Consider the following 21677-nt stretch of genomic DNA (forward strand, 5'->3'; position numbering starts at 1 on the left):
CGCGCGCCAGGCCGACAGGTCGGCGATGCCGTGATCCCGCCTTGCGCCCAGGCTCACAGATGCCGGCCTTCGTCCGGACCGGCAATTGCTCCCCTCACCAACAGACCCATAGGGGGCAATCTTCTATTGGGCCCTCCTCATCGCATTTCGGGAACGTCGCAGCCGCAGCCGGCGCGACCGATCAATCTGATCTGTCTCCACTGCGGGGCGCGGGCGGGACGAGGCATAATATGCCGGCAAAACAAATGAAGTACATTTGCTCATTACTTCGGCCGTCAACTCTCCGTAATGTCTGTAAAAATGATGGTATATTTATGTAATAATTACTTATAAGGTGATAATCTCTCAATTACTCGAAATTATTTCATGATGAATGTCGGGTTTCGGCGACAAATCGAAAATCTTAAAACGGCCTGTTCTCCGCATAAGCGTGCCGTTCGAAGGTGCTGGGGGGAAAACGAACGAAAACGGCCATTGTGAACTAAGTTCAGCTTGAACATGACGGCCAGATAAGAAAGCCTGATCTGGAAATAGCCTGGGTCTCGCTGGGGCGAGGGGCCCGTGGGCGCGCAGAAGGATGTGTGATGACAACGGGAACGACGACCGCAATAAATTGGGCCTGGGGCAAGAACACCGTTCTGGCCTTCAACCCCGCCACCGACGTGCTGGATTTCGGCTGGTTCCAGGCCGATCAGTTCACGGTGACGGAGGTGAACGGCTCGGTCGTCATTTCCATTCCCTCGAACAATGAGACCTACACGCTGCAAGGCGTTCACCTCTCTCAGCTGACGATGGCGAACATCACGGCCAAGGATTCCAGCGCGCTCGCGGAATGGACCTCGGCCCTCGCGACCCCGGGGACCGGCGGCGGCACCGGGACCGGCGGCACAGAAACGGGTGGTACTGAGACCGGAGGCACCGGCACAGGCGGGGAAACCGGCACGGGTGGAGACACCGGTTCCGGCCATGCGGGCGATGGGGTCGCCACCGTCACCACGATTACCTGGGCCTGGGGCACCAACACGGTGCTGAATTTCGACACAGCTTTGGACAAGCTGGATTTCGGCTGGTTCTCGGCGGACAATTTCACCCTGTCCGAGGTCGCGGGCTCGGTGGTCATCTCCATTCCCAGCAACAACCAGACCTATACGCTCACGGGCGTTTCGCTCGCCGACCTGAGCCTTGCCAATATCATCGCCAAGGACAGTTCGGCCGTCAGCGAATGGACCGATGCGCTGACCGGCACCACGGGATCCGGCGGTACCGGAACCGGTGGAACGGGGACCGGCGGCACCGGTTCTGGAGGTAGCGGCGAGTCCGGCACCGGCGGGACAGGCACCGGCGGCACGGGCACCGGCGAGTCGGGCACCGGCGGCAGCGGCACTGGCGCGCCCGGCACGGGCGGCACTACCATCTATGCCGACCCCTGGTCCGCCACCAAGGTCTATAACAGCGGCGATCTCGCGAGCGAGAACGGCGTGGTCTACAAGGCCGGCTGGTGGACCCAAGGCAGCGATCCCGCCGCCAACCACGGCACCGAGGGCAGTGGCGAAGTCTGGAGCTTCGTCGGCTATCTGGACAGCACGCCCGTGGTGCCGAACGCACCCGAGGACCTGTTCGCGGCGAGCACCACCGACACCTCGACCGTGCTGGTCTGGGATGCGGCGACGGTCTACGGCGTCGGCACAGTGACGGGCTATGGCGTCTACATGAATGGGGCGCTCATCGCGACCACCACCGACACCCATTACAAGGTCGCCGATCTGGACGCTTCCACCAGCTATGACTTTACGGTGGTCGCGATCGACGAAGCGGGAACTTCGGCCACCACAAGCCCGATCCATGTGACGACCGGTGTCGCCGGCAGCTCTGACCATCTCGAACAGGTGTTCGCGCCTTACATCGACATGTCCCTCAGCACGAGCCAGGACCTGCTCGCGATCGCCAAGAATTCCGGCGTGCTCGATTTCACGCTGGCCTTCATGCTCAGCTCCGGGACCGACCAGATCGGCTGGCAGGGCACCGGGACCATCGAGAACGATACGCTGTGGAATGGCTCCACCATGCTCGCGCAGATCGAGTCGATCCAGGCTGCCGGCGGAAACATCACCATCTCGTTCGGCGGTGCCAACGGCCAGGAAGCCGCGCTCACCGCCACCAGCGCGGCCAAGCTGACGGCGGAATATCAGTCCGTCATCGACCGCTATCACGTGAATTCCATTGATTTCGATATCGAGGGCGCGGCTGTCACCAACACGGCCGCCAATCATCTGCGCGACCAGGCGCTGGTGGCGCTCGACCAGGCGAACCCCGACCTCACCATCTCCTTCACCTTGCCGGTGCTGCCGACCGGCCTCACGCAGGACGGAATCAATCTGCTGAAGCAGGCCGCCGCCGATGGCGTGCACATCGACGTGGTGAACATCATGGCGATGGATTACGGCGCGTCGGTCGACAGCGGGGACATGGGCAAGGACGCCATTTCCGCCGCGATCGCCACGCTGGCCCAGCTCAAGGAGATCGGCATTGACGCCAAGCTCGGCATCACGCCGATGATCGGCATCAATGACGTGAGCAGCGAGGTCTTCACGCTCCAGGACGCCCAGGAATTGCTGGATTACGCAGACGGCAATCCGGATATCGCCCGCCTCGCCATGTGGTCGCTCGGCCGCGACAATGGCAGCACGGTCGGCGTCGTCTCCCCGCTCGGCAGCGGGGTCGAGCAGACGGCGTACGAATTCAGCCACATCTTCGGCAATTTCTAATCCCGTATGACGCTTCGCACCCGCTGCCACGGTGCGGCGGGTGCCTTTTCACCCTGCGACGGGTCGGTTAGGGTCCGGCCCAAACGGGGATACAAAATGCCAAGAACTGTGAAGCTTCCGGGTGGTGAAACCGTTCCGGCCATCGGGCAGGGCACCTGGTTCATGGGCGAGCAGGCGGGCCGTCGCGCGCAGGAGATCGCATCCTTGCGCCTCGGTGTGGACCTCGGCGCAACCCTCATTGACACCGCGGAAATGTATGGCGACGGCCGCACCGAGGATATGCTCGGCGAGGCGCTTCAGGGCTACCGGGACAAGGTGTTCCTGGTGTCGAAGGTCTATCCCCACAACGCCAGCCGGCGCGGCGCGGTCGAGGCGTGCGAGCGCAGCCTCAGGCGCATGCGCACGGATCGTATTGATCTCTATCTGCTGCATTGGCGCGGCAGCCATCCCTTCGAGGACACCGTGGCCGCCTTCGAGGCGCTCCAGGCGGCGGGCAAGATCCGCCATTGGGGCGTGAGCAATCTCGATACCGACGACATGGAGGAGCTGCTCGACTGTGGCGGTGGCGCCTGCGCGGTCGATCAGGTGCTCTACAACCCCACGCGCCGGGGGCCGGAATTTGATCTGTTTCCGTTCCTCGCGGAGCACGGCATTCCGATCATGGCCTACAGCCCCATCGAGCAGGCGCGGCTGCCGCGCTCGGGTGCGCTGGGCGCGGTGGCGCGCAAGCATGGGGTCGATCCCTATCAGGTCGCGCTCGCCTGGGTCATCCGCCGGCCGGATGTGATCGCCATTCCCAAGGCCGCCACGCCGGATCATGTACGCGCCAATATCGCGGCCGCCGATATCGTGCTGGATGCCGAGGATCTCGCGGCCATCGACGCGGAATTCCGCCCGCCCACCCTCAAGCGCGGCCTGGAAATGCTCTGAGACGCGTTACGGCAGGGCGCGGGCGATCAGCACCGCGTCGATGTCGGGAATGTCGCGCTTGAGCTGGCGCTCCATCCGGCCGAGAACGTCGGACACCTCGCCCATGGACCGCTTCGCCGCAAAGCCGACGGTGATCTCCACATGGGCGACGCGGCCTGAGCGGCGCGTCCGGACGCCCAGCAGGGCATCGTAATCGTCGAAGAAGACCGCGAGCGCTCGGTTGACCTTCTGCTGGATCGGTTCGGCAAGAGAACGGTCCAGAAGGTCGGGCAGCGCCTCGCGCACCATGGACGCTCCCACCACCGCCATGAAGCCGGCGCCGATCAGCCCGCCGATGGTATCGGCCATCCGCGCGATGTCGGGATTGGACGAGAGCGCGTCGATGACGACGCACAGCACCACTGGCGCGGAGGCCACGGCCTTTGCGACATGCGCGCGCAGCTGGGCCTGGACGATCATGGAGCCGCCGGCTCGGCTCGCCTTCCATAAGGGCGCGATGGGACCCGCGTTTACCAGGAAATTATAGCCGACGAGCACGATGGCGGCCGCCGCCCAGAAATCGTCCTTGGGCTCTCCGCCGCCTTCAGTGAAGGCGCGGCTGACGATGAAACCAGCAGCCAGCACCAGCAGGACGCCGATCAAGAAGCCCAGCCCGCGCTCGACCTTGCCGATTCCGTACTCATAGGCGGAGACCCGGCCGCGATGCAGGTTGCGCAGGGTCTGGAGCGAGGCGATGGCAACCACCAGAAGCAAGGCGCCGCGCAACATCTCCGACAGCATGGACAGGGAGCCGATCACCAGGGTGGCGATCCCGTAAGGTACGGCAAGGCTTAGATCGAGCAGGATCGCGATGAGGATCGCGCGCTCGGCGTCGCGCTCGGGCGCGCTGGGCTGGCGAGGGCGGGAAAGCGCTTCCATCAGCGGCCCGCCAGCGGCCCACGCATTACGAGTTTCTCGCCGCGAATCTCGAAACTGTCGAGCCTTTGCAGAAAGCTCATGCCGAGCAAGCTGGTCCGCAGCACCCCGGCCGGAGAGACGAGCGCCGGCACCCGCCGTTCGACGATGGTGCCGATGGTGATCTTGTCGAGCACCACCGAGGCCGCCTTGGTTCGCCCGTTCGCGGTATCCACCGGCACGTCATATTTCAGGAAGTCCACCGGAAGGCCGGCGGAGCGGGCGGCTTCCAGCGTGAGCACCACGGAGGAGGCTCCGGTATCCACCAGCATGTGCACCGGCGCATCGTTGATCGCGGCTCGGACAGCGAAATCCCCATCGGCGCCCCGCGCGATCTCCACCGTCGCGGTCGGGCCACCGCCACCGCCCACATAGCCCGGAATGAGCTGCACCAACACCTTGTCGGCCACCTGCCGCAGCGGGTCGCGATAGGTGTAGCCCATGGCCAGAACCACGGCGACGATCACCCAGAACAGAGCCGCCAACAGCGCTTCGCCGATGCGGCCGCGGAACATCGACCACGCCACCGCGCCGACGAAGATGAGAATCGCGAATTTCGAAATCAGGCTCGCGAACTGGCTCAGGTCGAGCCCCGCCACCTCGCCCTGCTCATGATGGACGGCAAGCACGATCACGCCGCCGAACAGGCCCAGCAGCAGAATCCACAGAAGACGGTCGCCGCGCATGTCTTAATCCGCAAAGGCTTCGGGGCGTTGCCGGCGCAGGTTTTCCAGGCGTGCCGGCAACTGGTCCATCACAGCGGTGCGTCGTTCGGCGGACATGGAGGTCCAGGCGCCGATCTCCTGCGTCGTCCGCCCGCATCCCAGGCACAGGCTGGATACGGGATCAACCTGGCAGATCTTCACGCATGGCGTTGCGATCGCCTGTGATGCGACAGAACGTCCGCCAGGAAAGGGGGAGGTCGAGGGGGAGGGGAAAACGGATTTGGCGTCGCTCATCTGCGCTCTTCGGGCCGTTGCGGGCCGCTCAACCGGGTGGCGGATGCCTCAAACGGCTTTCGCGAACATAAGCACCGCCAGCAGGAAGGCAATCTCCGCGACCTGCTGGGTGGCACCGGCGACATCCCCCGTCTGTCCGCCAATCAGGCGCGCGGAAAGTCGCGCCATGGCGAGCCCTGCCAGTGCCGGGGCGATCAGCCCTGCAAAGGTGGCGCCCACGCCGAAGCTCGGCACCAGAAGCACCGCCACGACGAGCGCGGCCATGAGCGCGCAAGCCATCGCGGCATCGGCGCCCGGCTGTCCCGCACCCGCCGAAGCACCGTCCGAGCGGGCGGCGGGCAGAACCTGAAGCAGAACAATTCCCGCCGCCCGCGAGGCCGCGCCGGCCGCGACCAGCGCAAGCACGGCGCGCACCGGCCCGCCGAGCACCAGCAGCGCCTCGAGGCTTGCCACCCTGATCAAAAGTGAGAGAGCAAGCGCGCACGCGCCATAGCTGCCGATGCGGCTGTCGCGCATGATTTCAAGCCGTCGTGCCTTGTCGCGTCCCCCGCCGAATCCGTCGGCGGTGTCGGCGAGCCCATCCTCGTGGAAGGCGCCGGTGGCCAGCACCAGAGTGGCGATGGAGAGGCACGCGGCCAGAAAGGGCGGAAAGCCGAGGGCCGTTGCCAGCAACAGCACCAAGGCTCCGAACAGGCTGATGGCCGCACCGGCGAGGGGAATCGCATAGGCAATGCGTGCGAGGGGGGGCGCCCCGAAAGGCGTATCCTCCCCATTCCGGACCGGCACCGGAAGGCGCGAGAAGAAGCGCAGGGCGACGAACAGGTCCTCGATGAGGCGATTGCGGGTCATGCGCCGGATCCGGTACGGCCGCGCAGCTCGGCGGCCGCTCTTTGGGACCCTTATTTGCGCTTTGGGTCAAGCAGCTGCGCACAAGCTGGCGCGTCGCGTTTGCATTCGGCGGCTCCGCCGGTATAGTCCCGCCGCTTCGCCCGGCCTTGTGCCATCTGCGCGCGGCCTGGCCTTTCTTCAGATAGAACGAGGATGCACATGTTCATTACGCCCGCTTTCGCCCAGGGCGCCACGGCCGCCGGCGGCGGGACCGACATGCTCATTCAGCTTGCCCCGTTCCTGTTGATCTTCGTGGTCATGTACTTCCTGATCCTGCGTCCCCAGCAGAAGCGCGCCAAGGCGCATCAGGAAATGGTGAACTCCCTGCGCCGCGGCGACGTGGTGGTCACGGCAGGTGGTTTGGTCGGCAAGGTTGCGCGTGTGGTCGACGAGGCCGAGGTCGAGTTGCAGATCGCCGACAATGTGAAGGTGCGCCAATTGCGCTCGCAGATCACGGTCGTGCGGTCCAAGGCCGAACCCGCAAAGGATGAGGCGGCCTCCTGAGGCCGTAGAATCGCAAGACGATGCTGCACTTTTCCCGGCTAAAGACGACGGCGATTCTCGTCATCACGGCGATCGGTATTCTGTTCGCCCTCCCCAATCTGCTTCCGCCCGCTGCCCTGGCGGTGCTGCCGTCGTGGCTCGCGTCGAGCCGCGTGACGCTCGGCCTTGATCTTCAGGGCGGCTCGCACATCCTCCTGGAGGTGGACGGCGCGGCCCTGCGCAAGGAGCGCGCCGAGCAGATTCGGGACGAGGTTCGCAATGTGCTGCGCGAGCAGCGCATCGGCTATAGCGGGCTGACGATCCGCGACACCGCGATCCAGCTGCGTCTGCGTGATCCCAACGACACGACCAAGGCGGTGGCGGAGCTGCGCAAGCTCGCGGCGCCCATCACCAACAGCCTGCTCGGCGGCAGCTCTGGCGAAATGGACCTGACGGTCGCCAGTGCGAGCGAAGGGGCCGTTACCGTCACGCTGACGGACGCCGGCCTCACCGCCCGCATTCGCTCGGCGGTCGATCAGTCGATCGAAATCATCCGCCGCCGTATCGACCAGCTCGGCACGGTGGAGCCGAACATCCAGCGCCAGGGTGCGGACCGCATTCTGGTGCAGGTGCCCGGCCTGCAGGACCCGCAACGCCTGAAGGCCCTGCTCGGACAGACCGCCAAGCTGTCGTTCCGCATGGTGGACCAGTCCATGTCGCCCCAGCAGGCGCTGGAAGGCCGCGCGCCGCCGGATTCCGAAGTGCTCCAGGGGCAGGATGGCATTCCCTATCTGGTCGAGAAGCAGGTTCGGGTTTCGGGTGAGGATCTGGTGGATGCCCAGCCCGGCTTCGACCAGAACACGCGCCAGCCCATCGTGACCTTCCGCTTCAATTCCAATGGCGCCCGCCGTTTTGCCGCAACCACCCAGGCGGCCGTGGGACAGCCTTTCGCCATCGTCCTCGACAATCAGGTGATTTCTGCGCCCCGCATCAACGAGCCGATCCTCGGCGGGTCGGGCCAGATTTCGGGATCCTTCACCGTCCAGCAGGCCAACGACCTCGCCATCCTGTTGCGGGCCGGCGCGCTGCCGGCGCCGCTGAAGGTCGTCGAGGAGCGCACCGTGGGGCCGAGCCTCGGACAGGATTCGATCGAGGCCGGCAAGCTTGCTGCCTTCGTCGCCGCCGGGCTCGTGGCGGTGTTCATGGTCGCCGTCTACGGCCTGTTTGGCATCTTTGCCCTGGTGGCGCTGGCGGTGCACGTCACCTTGATGTTCGCGCTCCAGTCGGTGCTGGGCGCCACCCTGACCTTGCCGGGCATCGCCGGCGTGGTGCTGACAATCGGCATGGCGGTGGATTCCAACGTCGTGATCTTCGAGCGTATCCGCGACGAGGCCCGCGAGGGCCGATCCGCCATCGCCGCCATCGACAAGGGCTTTACCCACGCGCTCGGCACCATCATGGACGCCAACGTGACCTCCCTTGCCACGGGCTCCATCCTGTTCCTGCTGGGCGGCTCGGGCCCGGTGCGCGGCTTCGCCGTCACCTATATCCTTGGCCTTCTGACCACCGTGTTCACTGCTTACACCCTCACCCGGCTCATGATCGCATGGTGGGTGAAATGGCAGCGCCCGGCGAAGCTGCCCATCTGAAGGTGCGCCGTAAATGCCTTTGATCGATTACATCCCGGCGCAGACCCACATCGGTTTCATGCGCCTGCGCCATTTCACCTTTCCGCTTTCGGCGGCGGCGATGGTGCTGGCTCTCGTGTGCTTCGCCACCTTCGGCTTCAACCTCGGCATTGATTTCCGGGGCGGTACGTTGGTGGAGGCGCAGACCAGCCAGGCGTCGGCCGACATTTCCGGCCTGCGCGAACATCTCGGCGACCTTGAACTGGGCGACGTCCAGATCCAGGAATTCGGCTCCCCTCGCGACGTGCTGATCCGCGTGGGTGAGGCCGGCACCTCGGACGCCGCCCAACAGGCGATCGTCGGGAAGATCTCTTCCGCCCTCGGCACGGACTACACCATCCGCCGCGTGGAAACGGTCGGCCCGAGCGTGTCGGCGGAATTGGTGCGCCAGTCCATCATCGCGCTGCTGCTGGGCGCGGTGGCGGTGCTGGTCTATCTGTGGTTCCGTTTCGAATGGCAGTTCGCGGTGGGCGCCATCGCCACCACCGCACACGATATCTTCGTGACGCTGGCGATCTATTCGATCCTGGGCATTGATTTCGACCTCACCTCGATCGCCGCCATCCTCACCATCATGGGCTATTCGCTCAACGATACGGTGGTGGTGTACGACCGTATCCGCGAGATGCTGCGCCGCTATAAGCGCATCCCTCTGCCGGAGATGCTGGACCTCTCGGTGAACGCGACCTTCTCGCGGACCATCATCGTTTCCCTCACCACCTTCCTGGCGACGCTGGCGCTCTATTTCTTCGGCGGCGAAGTGCTGCGCGGCTTCTCGCTTGCCATGGCGGTCGGCATCATCGTCGGCACCTATTCCACCATCTTCGTGGCGGCGCCGATGCTGATTCACCTCGGCTTGCGCCCGAGCGCGGTGGAGGGCGAGAAGAAGCCGCAAGGCATCGCCGCCCGCGTCGATGACGTGATGGCGCCCCTGCCGGAGGAAGCGGAGATCTTGCCCGCCGCCCCCGAAGCGTCGAAGCCTGCGCCCGCTCCCTCGGCGAGCCGTGCGCGCGGGCGCGGCAAGCCGCGCAAGTAACAGGCGAGACGGAGCAGATGGCGGAGCAGAAGACCGAGGCGTTCCTGCCCCGCCAGGTTCCCATCGACGGCTATGGGGACCGGTTCTTCCATTTTTCCGGCATGTCCCATTCCGGCTCGATCCTGGCATTGCCGTCCGGGATCCGGCCGTGGCCGGTCGAGACCTTCTCGGCGCTTGACGCCGCGGCCCTGGCGCCGATCATCGCCGAAGCCAAGGACTTTGAACTGCTGTTCCTGGGTACCGGCCGCGATCCGGCGCATCTGCCGGAGCGGCTGAAGGAGCGGCTGCGTGCGGCGCATCTGCGCTTCGAACTGATGCCGACGCCCGCCGCTGCCTCGACCTATAATGTATTGCTGGCCGAAGGCCGGCGCGTGGGCGCGGCGCTGATCGCATTCTGAGACCGAGAGGCGCGTCATGAGCGAGGAAGCCGGCGCATCCGGTGCGCCCGATCTGGAAACCGCCTATTCCCATTGCGCCGATCTCATCCGCACCCATGATCGCGACCGATTTCTCGCCGCCCTGTTTGCCGCCGCGTCGCCCCGCCGCCACCTGATGGCGCTTTATGCCTTCAACCTGGAAGTGGCGCGGGTGCGTGAGGTGGTGCGCGAGGCGCTTCCCGGCGAAATGCGCCTGCAATGGTGGCGCGAAATCATCGAGGGCCTGGGGCGCGGCGATGTTTCCGGCCATCCGGTGGCGGCCGCCATGCTCGATACCATTGCCGCCTGCGACCTGCCGCGTGGCGCATTGCTGAACCTGATTGATGCCCGCACCTTCGATCTTTACGACGACGCCATGCCCACCCTCAATGATCTGGAGGGCTATGCGGGCGAGACCTCGTCGGTGCTGATCCAGCTCGGGGCGACGATCCTCCTGGGGCGCGCCGATCCCGCTCTCGCGGATGCCGCCGGCCATGCGGGGGTGGCGATCGCGCTGACCGGCCTGATGCGGGCGCTGCCGCTGCACGCCGGGCGCGGCCAGTGCTTCCTTCCACTCGACATTCTTCAGCGCCACGGCCTGACGCGCGAGGATGTGGTGAAGCGCAACGCAGGTCCCGGGCTTGCAGCCGCGCTGGGTGAATTGCGCGCCCGCGCGACCCACCACGTGAAAGCGGCGCAGGCGGCCTTGACGCGCGTTCCGGCGCAGGCGGTGCCCGCGTTTCTGCCGCTGGCCCTGGTCCCCGGGGATTTGAAGGCTCTGGCGCGGGCCAGCGATCCTTTCACCCGCATCGTCGGTCTGGCGCCCTTTGTGCGGGCCTGGACGCTTTGGCGCGCGGCCGCCAAGGCGCGCGCCGGCCGCGATTGGATCACGCTGCCGGCCGCGTGATCCGGTCGGTCAGGTTGAGCCGCCCGCGCGCGATCTCATCCACCAGCTCGCGCGTGACCTGCGAGCCGGAGAGGCTCTCCAGCATCTCGATCTGGTTGCGAGCCACCAGCAGCAGGAGATCGTCCCGCACCACGCCATTCGCGTCGCGCGGAAGCTGTGGCACGAGCTGCAGATGGTCGAGGTGCGGCCGATCCGGCAAGGCTGTGGCCAGATGGGTGCGCAAGGCATCGGCGGTCAGATCGTCGCGCGTTTCCACAAAGGCATAAAGGCCGACCTTGCCGCCGAGTGTCTGGAAATCCGCCATATGCACGTCGCTCACCGCCGGATGGGCGAGCAGAGCCTCGGCGATACGCGGCCCCACCTGCGTCACCCGGGGACCCCGGCCCTCCGTGTCCGAATAGGACATGAGCCGGCGCGTGACGAAGCGGTAAACGCGCTTGCCGGTGGCCATCCACACGCGGGCGAAGCCGCTCTTCGTGGCCAGCATCTTGCGTTCGCGGGGGGTGAGCGCATCGGGGCAATAGGTGCGCTTGTGCTTGAGCAGGTGACGCACATCCTCATAGGCGAGGATACGGCCCAGCCGCGAGCGCCGGGATATGGGCAGCGCCAGCTGAAAATCCATCAGCCAGGCTTCGCCATCCGCGCCACGCAACCAATTCTGCTGCTTGGCGAGATCGTTATGGGCAAAGCCTGCGGCATGCAGGGTGCGCAGGGCGGCCTTGGCCGACCGGAAGAAGCCGAGATCGCCATAGGGCCGCGCAATCTGCAGCGGTGCCCCCTCGATCCATCCGCGCACCAGGAAGCGATGTCCCACCGCCAACAGCGGCGTGGTGACCCCCGTGGCGCTCACGCGCTCCAGGGCTTTCACCTCGCCGGCGGCAAGGCGCGCCGCGATCGGAAAGAACCAGGGCGACACCGCATTCCACCGACGCAGAACCGCGGGATGCTCACCACCGACCTGGTCGACCCAGGTCCCGCGTTCGACGGTCGAGAATACATCGCGCTTGAGCACGGTATCCACGGTGAAGCGGGCGAGGTCAGCATTGTGCTCGACCGGGGTAAAGGGGCGCAGGTGCCTGGGCATGTGGGCCTCTTAAGCCGCCTCGGCCGGGCTGTCGAGCCAGGCATCCAGGTCCGCGAGCGCGCGCGCGGCGATGGCGTGCTTTTTCGCCAGCGTCTTCTCCGTGCCCCGCAGGCGCTTTTCGTCCTCCCCCTTGGGATTGATCTCAAGCGGCGGAAACAGGCCGAAATTGATGTTCATGGGCTGGAACGAGCGCGGCCCGGCGTCAATGGTTTCGATATGGCCGCCAGTGATATGGGCGAGCAAAGCGCCGTGGGCGGTGGTGAGCGGCGGCAGGCTCAATGCCTCCCCCCGCCGCTCGGCTGCGGCAAAGCGCCCCGCGAGAAGGCCGACGGCCGCGCTTTCCACATAGCCTTCGCAACCGGTGATCTGACCGGCGAAGCGCAGGCGCGGATCGGCCTTCAGGCGCAACGTCTCGTCCAGCAGGCGCGGCGAATTGAGATAGGTGTTGCGGTGCAGGCCGCCCAGACGGGCGAACTCGGCATTCTCCAAGCCGGGAATGGTGCGGAACACCCGCACCTGCTCGCCATGCTTCAGCTTGGTCTGGAAGCCCACCATATTATAGAGCGTGCCGAGCTTATTATCTTGGCGCAGCTGGATGATGGCATGGGCCTTCACATCCGGCGCATTGGGATTGGTCAGGCCGACCGGCTTCAGCGGGCCGAAGCGCAGGGTCTCGCGCCCACGTTCCGCCATCACCTCGATGGGCAGACAGCCGTCGAAATAGGGCGTCTTGGCTTCGAAATCGCGCAATGGCGCCTTTTCTCCGGCCAAGAGGGCGTCGATGAACGCCTCGTATTGGTCCTTGTCGAGCGGGCAATTGATATAGTCCGCGCCGGTGCCGCCGGGGCCAACCTTGTCGTAGCGCGACTGGAACCAGGCCTTGCTCATGTCGATACTGTCGAAATGAACGATCGGTGCGATCGCATCGAAGAAGGCGAGGGCGGTCTCGCCCGTCAGCTCCAGCACCGATTGTGCCAGTGCCGGCGAGGTCAGGGGACCGGTGGCGATGATCACCTTGTCCCACTCCGCCGGCGGCAGGCCGGCTATCTCCTCGCGGCGGATCTCCACCAGCGGATGGGATTCGAGCGCCGCCGTCACGGCCTCCGCAAAACCGACGCGGTCCACGGCGAGCGCACCCCCCGCGGGCACCTGGTTGGCGTCCGCGCATTGGAGAATCAGCGAGCCGGCGCGGCGCATCTCCGCATGGAGGACGCCGACGGCATTGCCCTTAGGATCGTCGGACCGGAAGGAATTGGAACACACCAGTTCCGCCAGTGCCTCGGTGTGATGGGCTTCCGTCGTGCGGACCGGACGCATTTCGTGCAGCACCACCGGTACGCCGCGGGTTGCCAATTGCCAGGTGGCCTCCGAGCCGGCAAGGCCGCCACCGATCACATGCACCGCGCTTACATCACTCATGAGCATTCCTGAAGCCGGGCATAAAGCCCGGCGCGGGGCCGCCGGAAGCGCGCCCGAAAAACCGATCTGGCTCAATGCCCGATCACGGCCGCCGCTTCAAGGTCTGCGACCAGATTGTCCCGGTCAGAAGGCCGGTATCAGAAGGTCCAGGTCAGGCTGCCCTTCACCGCGTTCTCGCTTACGTCCGAGGCGAGCTGGCCGGAATAGAAGATGCCGAACGCCATGCTCTCTCCCATCTTCGCGGACAGCCCCGCGCCCACCAGCAGGGCGTCGCGCGCGAGCGGGGCGCCGGAAACGGTGAACGGCAGGGAGCCGGAGGAGAAGGCAAGGGTCGCGGTTGGCGCGAGATAGCCATAGGCATGCTGCCATCCGAGCGTTCCCGAAAGCGTCATGGGCGCGAGCCCGGGTGCCGGAAGCACCAGTGCGGCACGCACGCCGAGGCTCGTGCTCAGCGTGTCGAACGTGCCGGATTGGGCCGTGAGCGCCGCAGCCCCCAGCCCCTCGGAGAAGCTGTCGGTCGAAAGGCTCGCATAGGTGAGGCCGGCGAACGGCTCGATGCTGGCGGGCAGGTTCCCGGCCATGCCCTGCATCTGATACCCCAGCTCGCCAAACACCTGGCCCGTCTGCCCGGAATAGCCCGGGCTATAAGCCTGCGCGAAGCCCGGCAGCGCCACCGTGCGATCCACGGAAATGTCGTGCCAGGAATAAGCCGCGCCCAACCGCACGGCGAGCGCACCGGCGCCCGCCATGGGGAAGCTGCGGCCGGCGTAGAGGGCAAAATCGTAATTGTCGCTTGTGCCGTTGGAAGTGGAATTTCCCAAATTGAAGCTCGACTGGCCGAAGCCGGCGGCAACGCCGATACGCCAATCGGACAGCGTACCGTCAAGGCCCATCAGGAACCCGCCAATGGAATCGCTGACCGAGCTTGTACCCGGGGCGGCTGAGAAATTCCCCCAGCCGCCGTAGCCCTGGCCCCACAACGCGGTGCCTTGCGGGTCCACCTCGATGGTGCGAGGCGCGCCTGCGGCCGCAAGGCCGGGCGCGGCGGCTTGGCGCAAGCGCGCGCCCACGGCGTCACGCACATAGGTGGACTGCATCATGAGGACGCTCTGCACCGAGGCATAGACCTCGCCGGACAGAGAGGCATAGGCGGCCGGCGCCGTCGTGGCCTGTAGGCTCGCCAGCACCGAGGTGAGCGGCGCGCCGGGCGCGAGCGTATCGGCCGCCGTCGCGACCGCCCATGTGTTCGCCGTGGTCGCGAAGACCGAGAAGGGGACCCCGCTGCGCGCCAAGCTTACGGTCGCCTGAGTGCCCGCCGTATCGACGCTCGGCGAGAGGAAGGGATAGAGCGCAGCCGCCGTGCCGAATGCGCTGGTGTTGACCGTGAAATTGCCCGTGATGCCGCCGGCGGCGGTCAGCACGGTGAAGCTTTGCCCAAGGGTGGGCACATAGCCGGCCACCGGCACCAGATCGAGCTGCGCGCCATTCAGCGTCGCCGTTCCGCTGACGACAATGAGATCGCTGCTGTTCGCCCCGATCTCGGCGCGATAGCTCCCTTGTTGGGAGAAGGCGAGATCGCCGTTCACCGTCAGCAGGCCGATGGAATGACCGGGGCTGAGGACGCCGGAATTCACCAGCGTGCCGTTCACAGTGCCGTTTCCGCCCACGAAGCCGCTGTTGGTCAGGCTTCCGAAGAGGGTGCCGTCATGCATCAGAACGCCGGCGTTGGCGACATTGCCGACGATGTTGGCCGCGTCCAGCACCCATGCGCCTTGGGCGATGGAGAGGGAGGCCGTGACGGTATTGGAGAAGGAGACCGTGCCGCTGCTCACCGTAATGCCGGCCGGCAGGTTCACCTCTCCCAGCACCGAAATGAATCCGTTTCCGGTAAAGACCAAGGCGCCCGGGCCGCCGATGGAGCCGAACAGCGTCGCCAAGCCCCCCGCCGACATCTGCGTATCGCCTCGCACATAGACCGGCAGGTTCGTGGAAAATCCGCCGGGCACGGCGAAGGAGCCCATTGTCGAGAGATAGGGCGAGAAATAGACCCCCGCAGTATCCGGATTGATGGCTTTGAGCCCTTCATAGCCGCCCACGGCATCGAACATATATTCGAACTGCGAGAAGGGATGAATTCCGGTATTTGCGAGGTCGCTTTCGTTGATCCGGGAGTACCAGGGGGCAGCTGTATTGTTGTCGTCGCCATCGACTTTGTAGGAGTAACCGACGTTGGTGTTGCCGCCGATATAGACGGTCACCTCGGTGCCCCTGGGAGCACACGAAAAATCGGGATTGGCGGCGCAAGCCACGGAATTGTCCGCGGCGTTCTTGCCAAGGTCGGACCATAGATAGGAAATGCCGGTATCCATCAGCACGCTGTCGACATGGGTGACCTTCGTGCCGTCCACCACCACCGTTCCCGGCGCGGTCTGCCAATTCACGCCCGCCTGACCCGCCGGGGTATCCTGCACAAGCTTCACATAGGAAAAGCCGGAGCCGGCATTCTGCGCGGTCAGGCCAGCTTGAATGCCTTGCGGGGTGATCACATAGCCGGCGCGAACCGTGCCTTCGTCCATGCCGGCGAGATGCAGCAGCGGATTATTGACGAGCGAGGGCAGATAATCCGGCCCCCAGCCGGAATCGGGGCGACCATAGCCCACGCCCATCAATGTGGTGCAGGCGGCGCCGGGCACCGAGCAATCGGTTCTCACCGATCTTCCATCCACCACCGTGTAGGAGGCTGATTCCACCAGCACCGGTATCGTCGCCACGGCCTCGTTGCCGTTGGCATCATGGCTGCCGGGGAACCGCACTTGAACCGTGGTCCAGGTGCCGATCGAGTAATTGCCGCTGGAAGAATAAAGGATCTTCTGCTGGTTGGGCGATTGCTGGAAGTTCGGGATCAGATACTGGGGCACCACCATGCCCTGCGAGCCCGTGTCGAGCTGAAACACCAGCGGGGCGCTGTCGCCGATGGCGGCCGAGACGAAGATGCCGGCCTTCGGAGAATCATAGCTCGGCTGAGTCCCCACGAAGCCGGAATCCGGATGGGGCTGGGCGAAGGGAATGAAATAGGAGTCGCTGTATTGCTGATACAGATTCCAGGAAGGGGTTTGCGCGAGCGCGGCAGTCCCTCCGGAAGATAGGCCAACACCCGCGGCCAAAATACAGAGAAGGCGAGAATTCGAGTCCCACACCGACGCCATCGCGAAGCCCCCAAGCAAACGCTGGGCGGGACTATAGAACCTCCGCAAGGAAACACCAGACCTTCGTCCGCAATTTTATTCAACAATTGCAACGGCTAAGGTCTTCTGTTCTGACCTAACGTCAAACTGCATCTGTATCCGAGCGCATCAGCGCTGGCAGGCAAGACGCCGCATCGGGAGCCGGGATTCAAATTGGGAAAAAGCAGAGGTTGGCGAAGCGCCAGGGTCGGGAGGGTCGCGGACCGCACTCCCGAAACCAGCCTCGCGGCCCGGTGCCTGGAAGCATCGGCGCCGTCGGGGCCAGGACATTTTTCATCTCGCGTGCCGCCATGCTGGCGACCCGCATGCCATTCAGGCGGCGAGGGACGCCTGACGCGCGATCGACCGGATTTCCGAACGGCTGACATTGATGTCGCCGAGAGCGCGGTCATCGAGCTGGGACAGTTCGGCAACCGTGCGATTATAAGCCTGCCAACGGCGCACCTGGCGGGCAAGAAGACCCCAAAGCAACATGATTTCTCTCCTTTGTGCGGCCTGCGCTTTCGCGCCCCGCATCGTTGGGGAAGAGATAAGCCTGTTCGGAGCCATAGCCAATGCATGTTGCCGCAACGCAGCATTGCGGCAATCGCATATAATTTATACCAGCTGATAACTTTTGTGGCAGCGCCGTCGGCTCGGAACTGCCCAACCCGAAGGCTTTTCGCGGCCTCCGGCTCGCGGCGATCGACCCCGGGGCGGAGGGCGCCGAGGGGTCAGGCGCTTCCAGCAGCCCCCATCCATTGCACTGCATCATGCGCCGGAGGCACGTGTGAAACCCTGGTCGGGCCGGAGAGAAGCGGGGCTGACTTATTCCGCTGCCGCCTGGCGCCGGCCGCGCCTGACCTTGGGCGGCAGGGCGGGAACCTTGGATTTCATGGGACGTCGCGCGAGCACCTCCGCGAGGAAGGCGCCAGTGTGGGAGCGCTTTGACCGGGCGATCTCCTCCGGCGGACCCACCGCGACGATTTCACCGCCGCCGTCTCCCCCCTCCGGGCCGATGTCGATCACCCAGTCGGCGGTCTTGATGACTTCGAGATTATGCTCGATCACCGCCACGGTGTTGCCTTGCTCCACCAATTCATGGAGCACCTCCAGGAGCTTGGCCACGTCGTGGAAATGCAGGCCGGTGGTCGGCTCGTCCAGGATATAGAGCGTGCGGCCGGTCGCGCGTTTGGACAATTCCTTGGCCAGCTTCACCCGCTGGGCTTCACCGCCCGAAAGCGTATTGGCCTGCTGGCCGACCTTGATATAGCCGAGCCCAACCCGCGAGAGCGTTTCCAGCTTCTCGCGCACGCTGGGCACCGCCTTGAAGAAATCGGCGCCCTCGTCGACCGTCATGTCGAGCACGTCGGCGATAGATTTTTCCTTGAAGGTGACCTCAAGCGTCTCGCGATTGTAGCGTTTTCCCTTGCAGACATCGCAAGTGACATAGACGTCCGGGAGGAAATGCATCTCGATCTTGATGACGCCGTCGCCCTGGCAGGCTTCGCAGCGCCCGCCCTTGACGTTGAAGGAGAAACGGCCCGGTCCATAGCCGCGCGCCTTGGCCTCCGGCAGGCCGGAGAACCATTCGCGCATGGGCGTGAAGGCGCCGGTGTAGGTTGCGGGATTGGAACGCGGCGTACGGCCGATGGGCGACTGGTCGATGTCGATGACCTTGTCGAGATGCTCCAACCCCTCCAGCTTGTCGTAGGGAGCCGGCGCCTCGCTCGCATTGTTCAGCCGCCGGGCCACCGCCTTATATAAGGTGTCGATGAGCAGCGTGGATTTTCCCCCGCCCGAAACGCCGGTCACGCAGGTGAACAGGCCGAGCGGAATTTCCGCCCGCACGTTCTTCAGATTGTTGCCGCGCGCGCCGCTCACGGCCAGCATCTTGCGCGGGTTCGGCTGACGGCGCGTCGGGACGCCTACGGCCAGGGCGCCGGTAAGATATTGGCCAGTCAGCGAATTGGGGTCAGCCATGACCTGTGCTGGCGTCCCCTGAGAGACGATGCGCCCGCCGTGCACGCCGGCGCCGGGGCCGACGTCGACGACATAATCGGCAGCGAGGATGGCATCCTCGTCGTGCTCCACCACGATCACGGTATTGCCCAGTTCCCGCAGGCGCTTCAGCGTCTCGAGCAAGCGCGCGTTGTCGCGCTGGTGCAGGCCGATGGATGGCTCATCCAGCACATAGAGGACGCCGGAAAGACCCGACCCGATCTGCGAGGCCAGGCGAATGCGCTGGCTCTCGCCGCCGGAAAGCGTGCCGGAGGAGCGGGCGAGGGTGAGATATTCCAGCCCCACGTCCATCAGGAAGCGCAGCCGGTCGCGGATCTCCTTGAGGATGCGCACCGCGATCTCGTTCTGCTTCGCGGTCAGCACAGAAGGCAGGGCCTCGAACCAGGCGCTCGCCGCGCGCACGGAGAGCGCACCGGCCTCGCCAGCGTGCATGCCACCCACCTTCACCGCCAAAGCCTCTGGCTTAAGCCGATAGCCGTGGCAGACCGCGCAGGGCACGGTGGAGAAATATTTCGAAATCTCCTCCCGCGCCCAGTCGCTTTCGGTTTCCTTCCAGCGCCGGTCGAGATTGCGCACGATGCCTTCGAAGCTCTTGTGAGTCTCATAGGCCCGCAGGCCGTCGTCATAGGCGAAGGCGATCTGCTCGTCGCCGGACCCATAGAGGATCACGTCGCGCGCTTTCTCCGGCAGATCGGCGAATGGCACCGTGAGCTTGAATTTGTAGTGCTTGGCGAGCGCATCCAGCGTCTGCCCGTAATATGGCGAGGTGGATTTCGCCCAAGGCGCGATGGCGCCCTGCTTCAGGGTGCGGGATTTGTCCGGCACCACCAGATCGGGATCTATGGTCTGCTCGACCCCGAGCCCGTCGCAAGCCGGGCAAGCGCCGAACGGATTGTTAAACGAGAACAGGCGGGGCTCGATCTCCGAAATGGTAAATCCAGAGACCGGGCAGGCGAACTTTTCCGAGAACATGATGCGCTTCGGCGCACCGTCTGCGTCCTTTTCGTCGGCGAATTCCACAACGGCGATGCCGTCGGCGAGGGCGAGCGCGGTCTCGAAACTGTCGGCAAGGCGGGTTGCGATATCGCCGCGCACCACAAGGCGATCCACCACCACGTCGATGTCATGCTTGAATTTCTTATCGAGCGCGGGCGCCTCGGCGATCTCATGGAACGTGCCGTCGAGCTTCACGCGCTGAAAGCCCTTCTTCAGGAACTCCGCGAGCTCCTTGCGATATTCGCCCTTGCGGCCCCGGACCACCGGCGCCAGCAGATAAAGCCGCGAGCCTTCCGGCAGCGCCAGCACCCGGTCGACCATCTGGGAGACTGTCTGGCTCTCAATGGGCAGGCCCGTGGCGGGCGAATAGGGAATGCCGACGCGCGCCCAGAGCAGGCGCATATAGTCGTAGATCTCCGTGACCGTGCCCACCGTGGAACGCGGATTCTTGGAGGTGGTTTTCTGCTCGATGGAAATGGCGGGCGAGAGGCCGTCGATCTGGTCGACATCCGGCTTCTGCATCATCTCCAGGAACTGGCGGGCATAGGCCGAGAGGCTCTCCACATAGCGCCGCTGGCCCTCCGCATAGATGGTATCGAAGGCCAGCGAGGACTTTCCCGAGCCGGACAGGCCGGTGAACACCACCAAGCTGTCGCGGGGGATATCCAGATCGACGTTTTTCAGATTGTGCTCGCGCGCCCCGCGTACGGAAAGCAGACGGGCGTCTCGGCGATCGGACGGCGAAGCGGGCATGCGGGGAGGGGGCGCGCGATCAGTCATGAGGCTCGGGCTTAGGGTAAGCGGGGCAGTGAGGGCAAAGGCGTCCGGCAAGCGGAGCGCGGCGCCTTCCGGCCCGCCACCTTGGTTAATTTAGGACGCGGTGTGCGCTGCGGTAGGGAACGGAAACGGAACATAGGTGGCAAAACCGAAAAAAGGAATGTGCAGCCTTCAGACTCATCTTGCGGCCAGTGTGCGCGATTGCTAGAACAGATCAAGAACATTTGTACTCATGCGCCGGCCTTCGGGACCTTTTGGTGGAAAAGGGGCGGGTGCCCCTCGCTTCGCAGAAGGGGGGCGCTAGGGTGCAGCTTCGGTTCAGCCGGCATCGCCCGGCACGCAAGACAGGGAGCGGGCGATGGCCGGCAGCGTCAACAAGGTGATCCTGATCGGCAATCTGGGCCGCGACCCGGAAATCCGCTCGTTCCAGAACGGCGGTCGGGTGGCGAACTTTTCCATCGCCACCTCCGAGACCTGGCGCGACAAGGCCTCGGGCGAGCGCAAGGAGCGCACCGAATGGCACCGCATTTCGGTGCTCAACGAAAACCTGGTCGGCGTGGTGGAGCGCTTCGTGAAGAAGGGCTCCAAGGTCTATATCGAGGGCCAGCTCGAGACGCGAAAATTTGAGAAGGACGGCCGCGAGCAATATACCACTGAGGTCGTTCTGCGCCCTTACCGGGGCGAACTGACCCTTCTGGACGCCCGTGGCGGCGGTTCCAGTGAGGGCGGCGGCGATGATTATGCCGGCGGCTCCGATTTCGGCTCATCGAGCCCGATGGGTGGTGGTGGCTCGTACGGCGGCGGCGGCGGTAGCTATGGCGGCGGGTCCGGTGGGCGCCGGTCCAGTGGCGGTGGCGGCGGCGGCGCTGGTGGCTCGGGTTCTGGCGGCAGCCGCCCTTCCGACGACATGGACGACGAAATCCCATTCTGACCGGGATCTACGGCCCCTCGCATGTTGAGGCGGGCTCGACGCGGCCCATCGACCAATGACGCACGCCCCAGCAGGGAGTATTTCGTCCGGTTTCGGGCCGTGGTGGCGGTACAGGCGGAGGCGCTGCGGTGCCCGACTTGAGGCCTCCGGTGTAACGCATTGTAAAAACGAGGATATTTATACCGGCGCCGGCGGTCT

17 protein-coding genes are annotated in these 21677 nt (G+C 65.1%); 8 read left to right on the top strand and 9 right to left on the bottom strand.

The features are described 5' to 3' along the window. Window positions 1-584 precede the first annotated feature (584 nt). Together V5F78_RS08235 and V5F78_RS08240 are read left to right on the top strand one after the other, a co-directional pair. Window positions 585-2765, top strand: a complete 2181-nt coding sequence (locus V5F78_RS08235) for a fibronectin type III domain-containing protein (RefSeq protein ID WP_394071487.1) — start codon at window positions 585-587, stop codon at window positions 2763-2765. Between the two features lie 96 nt (window positions 2766-2861). After that, on the top strand, window positions 2862-3695 hold the full coding sequence (locus V5F78_RS08240; protein ID WP_394071486.1) for an aldo/keto reductase: 834 nt from the start codon (window positions 2862-2864) through the stop codon (window positions 3693-3695). Between the two features lie 6 nt (window positions 3696-3701). Here V5F78_RS08240 and V5F78_RS08245 read toward each other — a convergent pair whose 3' ends face one another. The 4 genes from V5F78_RS08245 to cobS are packed head-to-tail and all read right to left on the bottom strand — an operon-like array spanning window position 3702 to window position 6457. Continuing rightward, on the bottom strand, window positions 3702-4613 hold the full coding sequence (locus tag V5F78_RS08245; protein ID WP_394071485.1) for a cation diffusion facilitator family transporter: 912 nt from the start codon (window positions 4611-4613) through the stop codon (window positions 3702-3704). After that, window positions 4613-5335: a TIGR02281 family clan AA aspartic protease gene (locus tag V5F78_RS08250; protein WP_394071484.1), complete on the bottom strand. Its 723-nt coding sequence runs from the start codon at window positions 5333-5335 to the stop codon at window positions 4613-4615. Before V5F78_RS08250 ends, V5F78_RS08245 begins: the two co-directional genes overlap by 1 nt. A 3-nt stretch (window positions 5336-5338) precedes the next feature. After that, a complete protein-coding gene (locus tag V5F78_RS08255; RefSeq protein WP_394071483.1) occupies window positions 5339-5608 on the bottom strand; it encodes a DUF1289 domain-containing protein in 270 nt (89 codons plus the stop codon). Between the two features lie 48 nt (window positions 5609-5656). Further along, window positions 5657-6457 (bottom strand): adenosylcobinamide-GDP ribazoletransferase, encoded by an 801-nt coding sequence (gene cobS, locus V5F78_RS08260; RefSeq protein ID WP_394071482.1) that lies wholly within the window; start codon window positions 6455-6457, stop codon window positions 5657-5659. Between the two features lie 198 nt (window positions 6458-6655). On the opposite strand from cobS, the gene yajC reads away from it, so the two are divergent. The 5 genes from yajC to V5F78_RS08285 are packed head-to-tail and all read left to right on the top strand — an operon-like array spanning window position 6656 to window position 11026. Further along, entirely contained in the window at window positions 6656-7000 is a 345-nt protein-coding gene (gene yajC, locus V5F78_RS08265) for a preprotein translocase subunit YajC (protein ID WP_394043474.1), read from the top strand. Window positions 7001-7020: 20 nt separating this feature from the next. Then, entirely contained in the window at window positions 7021-8628 is a 1608-nt protein-coding gene (gene secD / locus V5F78_RS08270; protein ID WP_394071481.1) for a protein translocase subunit SecD, read from the top strand. Window positions 8629-8641: 13 nt separating this feature from the next. After that, complete coding sequence (gene secF, locus V5F78_RS08275) at window positions 8642-9703, top strand: protein translocase subunit SecF (RefSeq protein ID WP_394071480.1); 1062 nt, start codon at window positions 8642-8644, stop codon at window positions 9701-9703. 17 nt (window positions 9704-9720) lie between these two features. Beyond that, complete coding sequence (locus tag V5F78_RS08280; protein WP_394071479.1) at window positions 9721-10101, top strand: Mth938-like domain-containing protein; 381 nt, start codon at window positions 9721-9723, stop codon at window positions 10099-10101. Window positions 10102-10117: 16 nt separating this feature from the next. Continuing rightward, a complete protein-coding gene (locus tag V5F78_RS08285) occupies window positions 10118-11026 on the top strand; it encodes a phytoene/squalene synthase family protein (protein ID WP_394071478.1) in 909 nt (302 codons plus the stop codon). On the opposite strand, the gene V5F78_RS08290 is transcribed toward V5F78_RS08285, so the two are convergent. From V5F78_RS08290 to uvrA, 5 genes are all read right to left on the bottom strand, one after another. Continuing rightward, a complete protein-coding gene (locus V5F78_RS08290; RefSeq protein WP_394071477.1) occupies window positions 11007-12110 on the bottom strand; it encodes a serine/threonine protein kinase in 1104 nt (367 codons plus the stop codon). The two genes, V5F78_RS08285 and V5F78_RS08290, sit on opposite strands and share 20 nt — an antisense overlap. Window positions 12111-12119: 9 nt before the next feature. Beyond that, window positions 12120-13535, bottom strand: a complete 1416-nt coding sequence (gene trmFO, locus V5F78_RS08295) for a methylenetetrahydrofolate--tRNA-(uracil(54)-C(5))-methyltransferase (FADH(2)-oxidizing) TrmFO (RefSeq protein ID WP_394071476.1) — start codon at window positions 13533-13535, stop codon at window positions 12120-12122. Between the two features lie 131 nt (window positions 13536-13666). Beyond that, window positions 13667-16561, bottom strand: coding sequence for an autotransporter family protein (locus tag V5F78_RS08300; protein WP_394071475.1), 2895 nt, complete (start codon window positions 16559-16561; stop codon window positions 13667-13669). A 525-nt stretch (window positions 16562-17086) separates the two neighbouring features. After that, entirely contained in the window at window positions 17087-17248 is a 162-nt protein-coding gene (locus V5F78_RS08305; RefSeq protein WP_394071474.1) for a DUF1127 domain-containing protein, read from the bottom strand. Between the two features lie 333 nt (window positions 17249-17581). Next, window positions 17582-20524 (bottom strand): excinuclease ABC subunit UvrA, encoded by a 2943-nt coding sequence (gene uvrA / locus V5F78_RS08310; protein ID WP_394071630.1) that lies wholly within the window; start codon window positions 20522-20524, stop codon window positions 17582-17584. A gap of 382 nt (window positions 20525-20906) precedes the next feature. On the opposite strand from uvrA, the gene ssb reads away from it, so the two are divergent. Next, window positions 20907-21479 (top strand): single-stranded DNA-binding protein, encoded by a 573-nt coding sequence (ssb, locus tag V5F78_RS08315; protein WP_394071473.1) that lies wholly within the window; start codon window positions 20907-20909, stop codon window positions 21477-21479. The last annotated feature ends 198 nt before the right edge of the window (window positions 21480-21677 follow it).

It is taken from the genome of Roseixanthobacter glucoisosaccharinicivorans (assembly GCF_043195095.2).
Taxonomy (GTDB): Bacteria; Pseudomonadota; Alphaproteobacteria; order Rhizobiales; family Xanthobacteraceae; genus NCEH01.

What these genes read in the sequence shown, in the direction of transcription:
- V5F78_RS08235 (WP_394071487.1), top strand. Translation starts at nt 585, where the DNA reads ATGACAACGGGAACGACGACCGCAATAAATTGGGCCTGGGGCAAGAAC.
- V5F78_RS08240 (WP_394071486.1), top strand. Translation starts at nt 2,862, where the DNA reads ATGCCAAGAACTGTGAAGCTTCCGGGTGGTGAAACCGTTCCGGCCATC.
- V5F78_RS08245 (WP_394071485.1), bottom strand. Translation starts at nt 4,613, where the DNA reads ATGGAAGCGCTTTCCCGCCCTCGCCAGCCCAGCGCGCCCGAGCGCGAC.
- V5F78_RS08250 (WP_394071484.1), bottom strand. Translation starts at nt 5,335, where the DNA reads ATGCGCGGCGACCGTCTTCTGTGGATTCTGCTGCTGGGCCTGTTCGGC.
- V5F78_RS08255 (WP_394071483.1), bottom strand. Translation starts at nt 5,608, where the DNA reads ATGAGCGACGCCAAATCCGTTTTCCCCTCCCCCTCGACCTCCCCCTTT.
- cobS (WP_394071482.1), bottom strand. Translation starts at nt 6,457, where the DNA reads ATGACCCGCAATCGCCTCATCGAGGACCTGTTCGTCGCCCTGCGCTTC.
- yajC (WP_394043474.1), top strand. Translation starts at nt 6,656, where the DNA reads ATGTTCATTACGCCCGCTTTCGCCCAGGGCGCCACGGCCGCCGGCGGC.
- secD (WP_394071481.1), top strand. Translation starts at nt 7,021, where the DNA reads ATGCTGCACTTTTCCCGGCTAAAGACGACGGCGATTCTCGTCATCACG.
- secF (WP_394071480.1), top strand. Translation starts at nt 8,642, where the DNA reads ATGCCTTTGATCGATTACATCCCGGCGCAGACCCACATCGGTTTCATG.
- V5F78_RS08280 (WP_394071479.1), top strand. Translation starts at nt 9,721, where the DNA reads ATGGCGGAGCAGAAGACCGAGGCGTTCCTGCCCCGCCAGGTTCCCATC.
- V5F78_RS08285 (WP_394071478.1), top strand. Translation starts at nt 10,118, where the DNA reads ATGAGCGAGGAAGCCGGCGCATCCGGTGCGCCCGATCTGGAAACCGCC.
- V5F78_RS08290 (WP_394071477.1), bottom strand. Translation starts at nt 12,110, where the DNA reads ATGCCCAGGCACCTGCGCCCCTTTACCCCGGTCGAGCACAATGCTGAC.
- trmFO (WP_394071476.1), bottom strand. Translation starts at nt 13,535, where the DNA reads ATGCTCATGAGTGATGTAAGCGCGGTGCATGTGATCGGTGGCGGCCTT.
- V5F78_RS08305 (WP_394071474.1), bottom strand. Translation starts at nt 17,248, where the DNA reads ATGTTGCTTTGGGGTCTTCTTGCCCGCCAGGTGCGCCGTTGGCAGGCT.
- uvrA (WP_394071630.1), bottom strand. Translation starts at nt 20,524, where the DNA reads ATGCCCGCTTCGCCGTCCGATCGCCGAGACGCCCGTCTGCTTTCCGTA.
- ssb (WP_394071473.1), top strand. Translation starts at nt 20,907, where the DNA reads ATGGCCGGCAGCGTCAACAAGGTGATCCTGATCGGCAATCTGGGCCGC.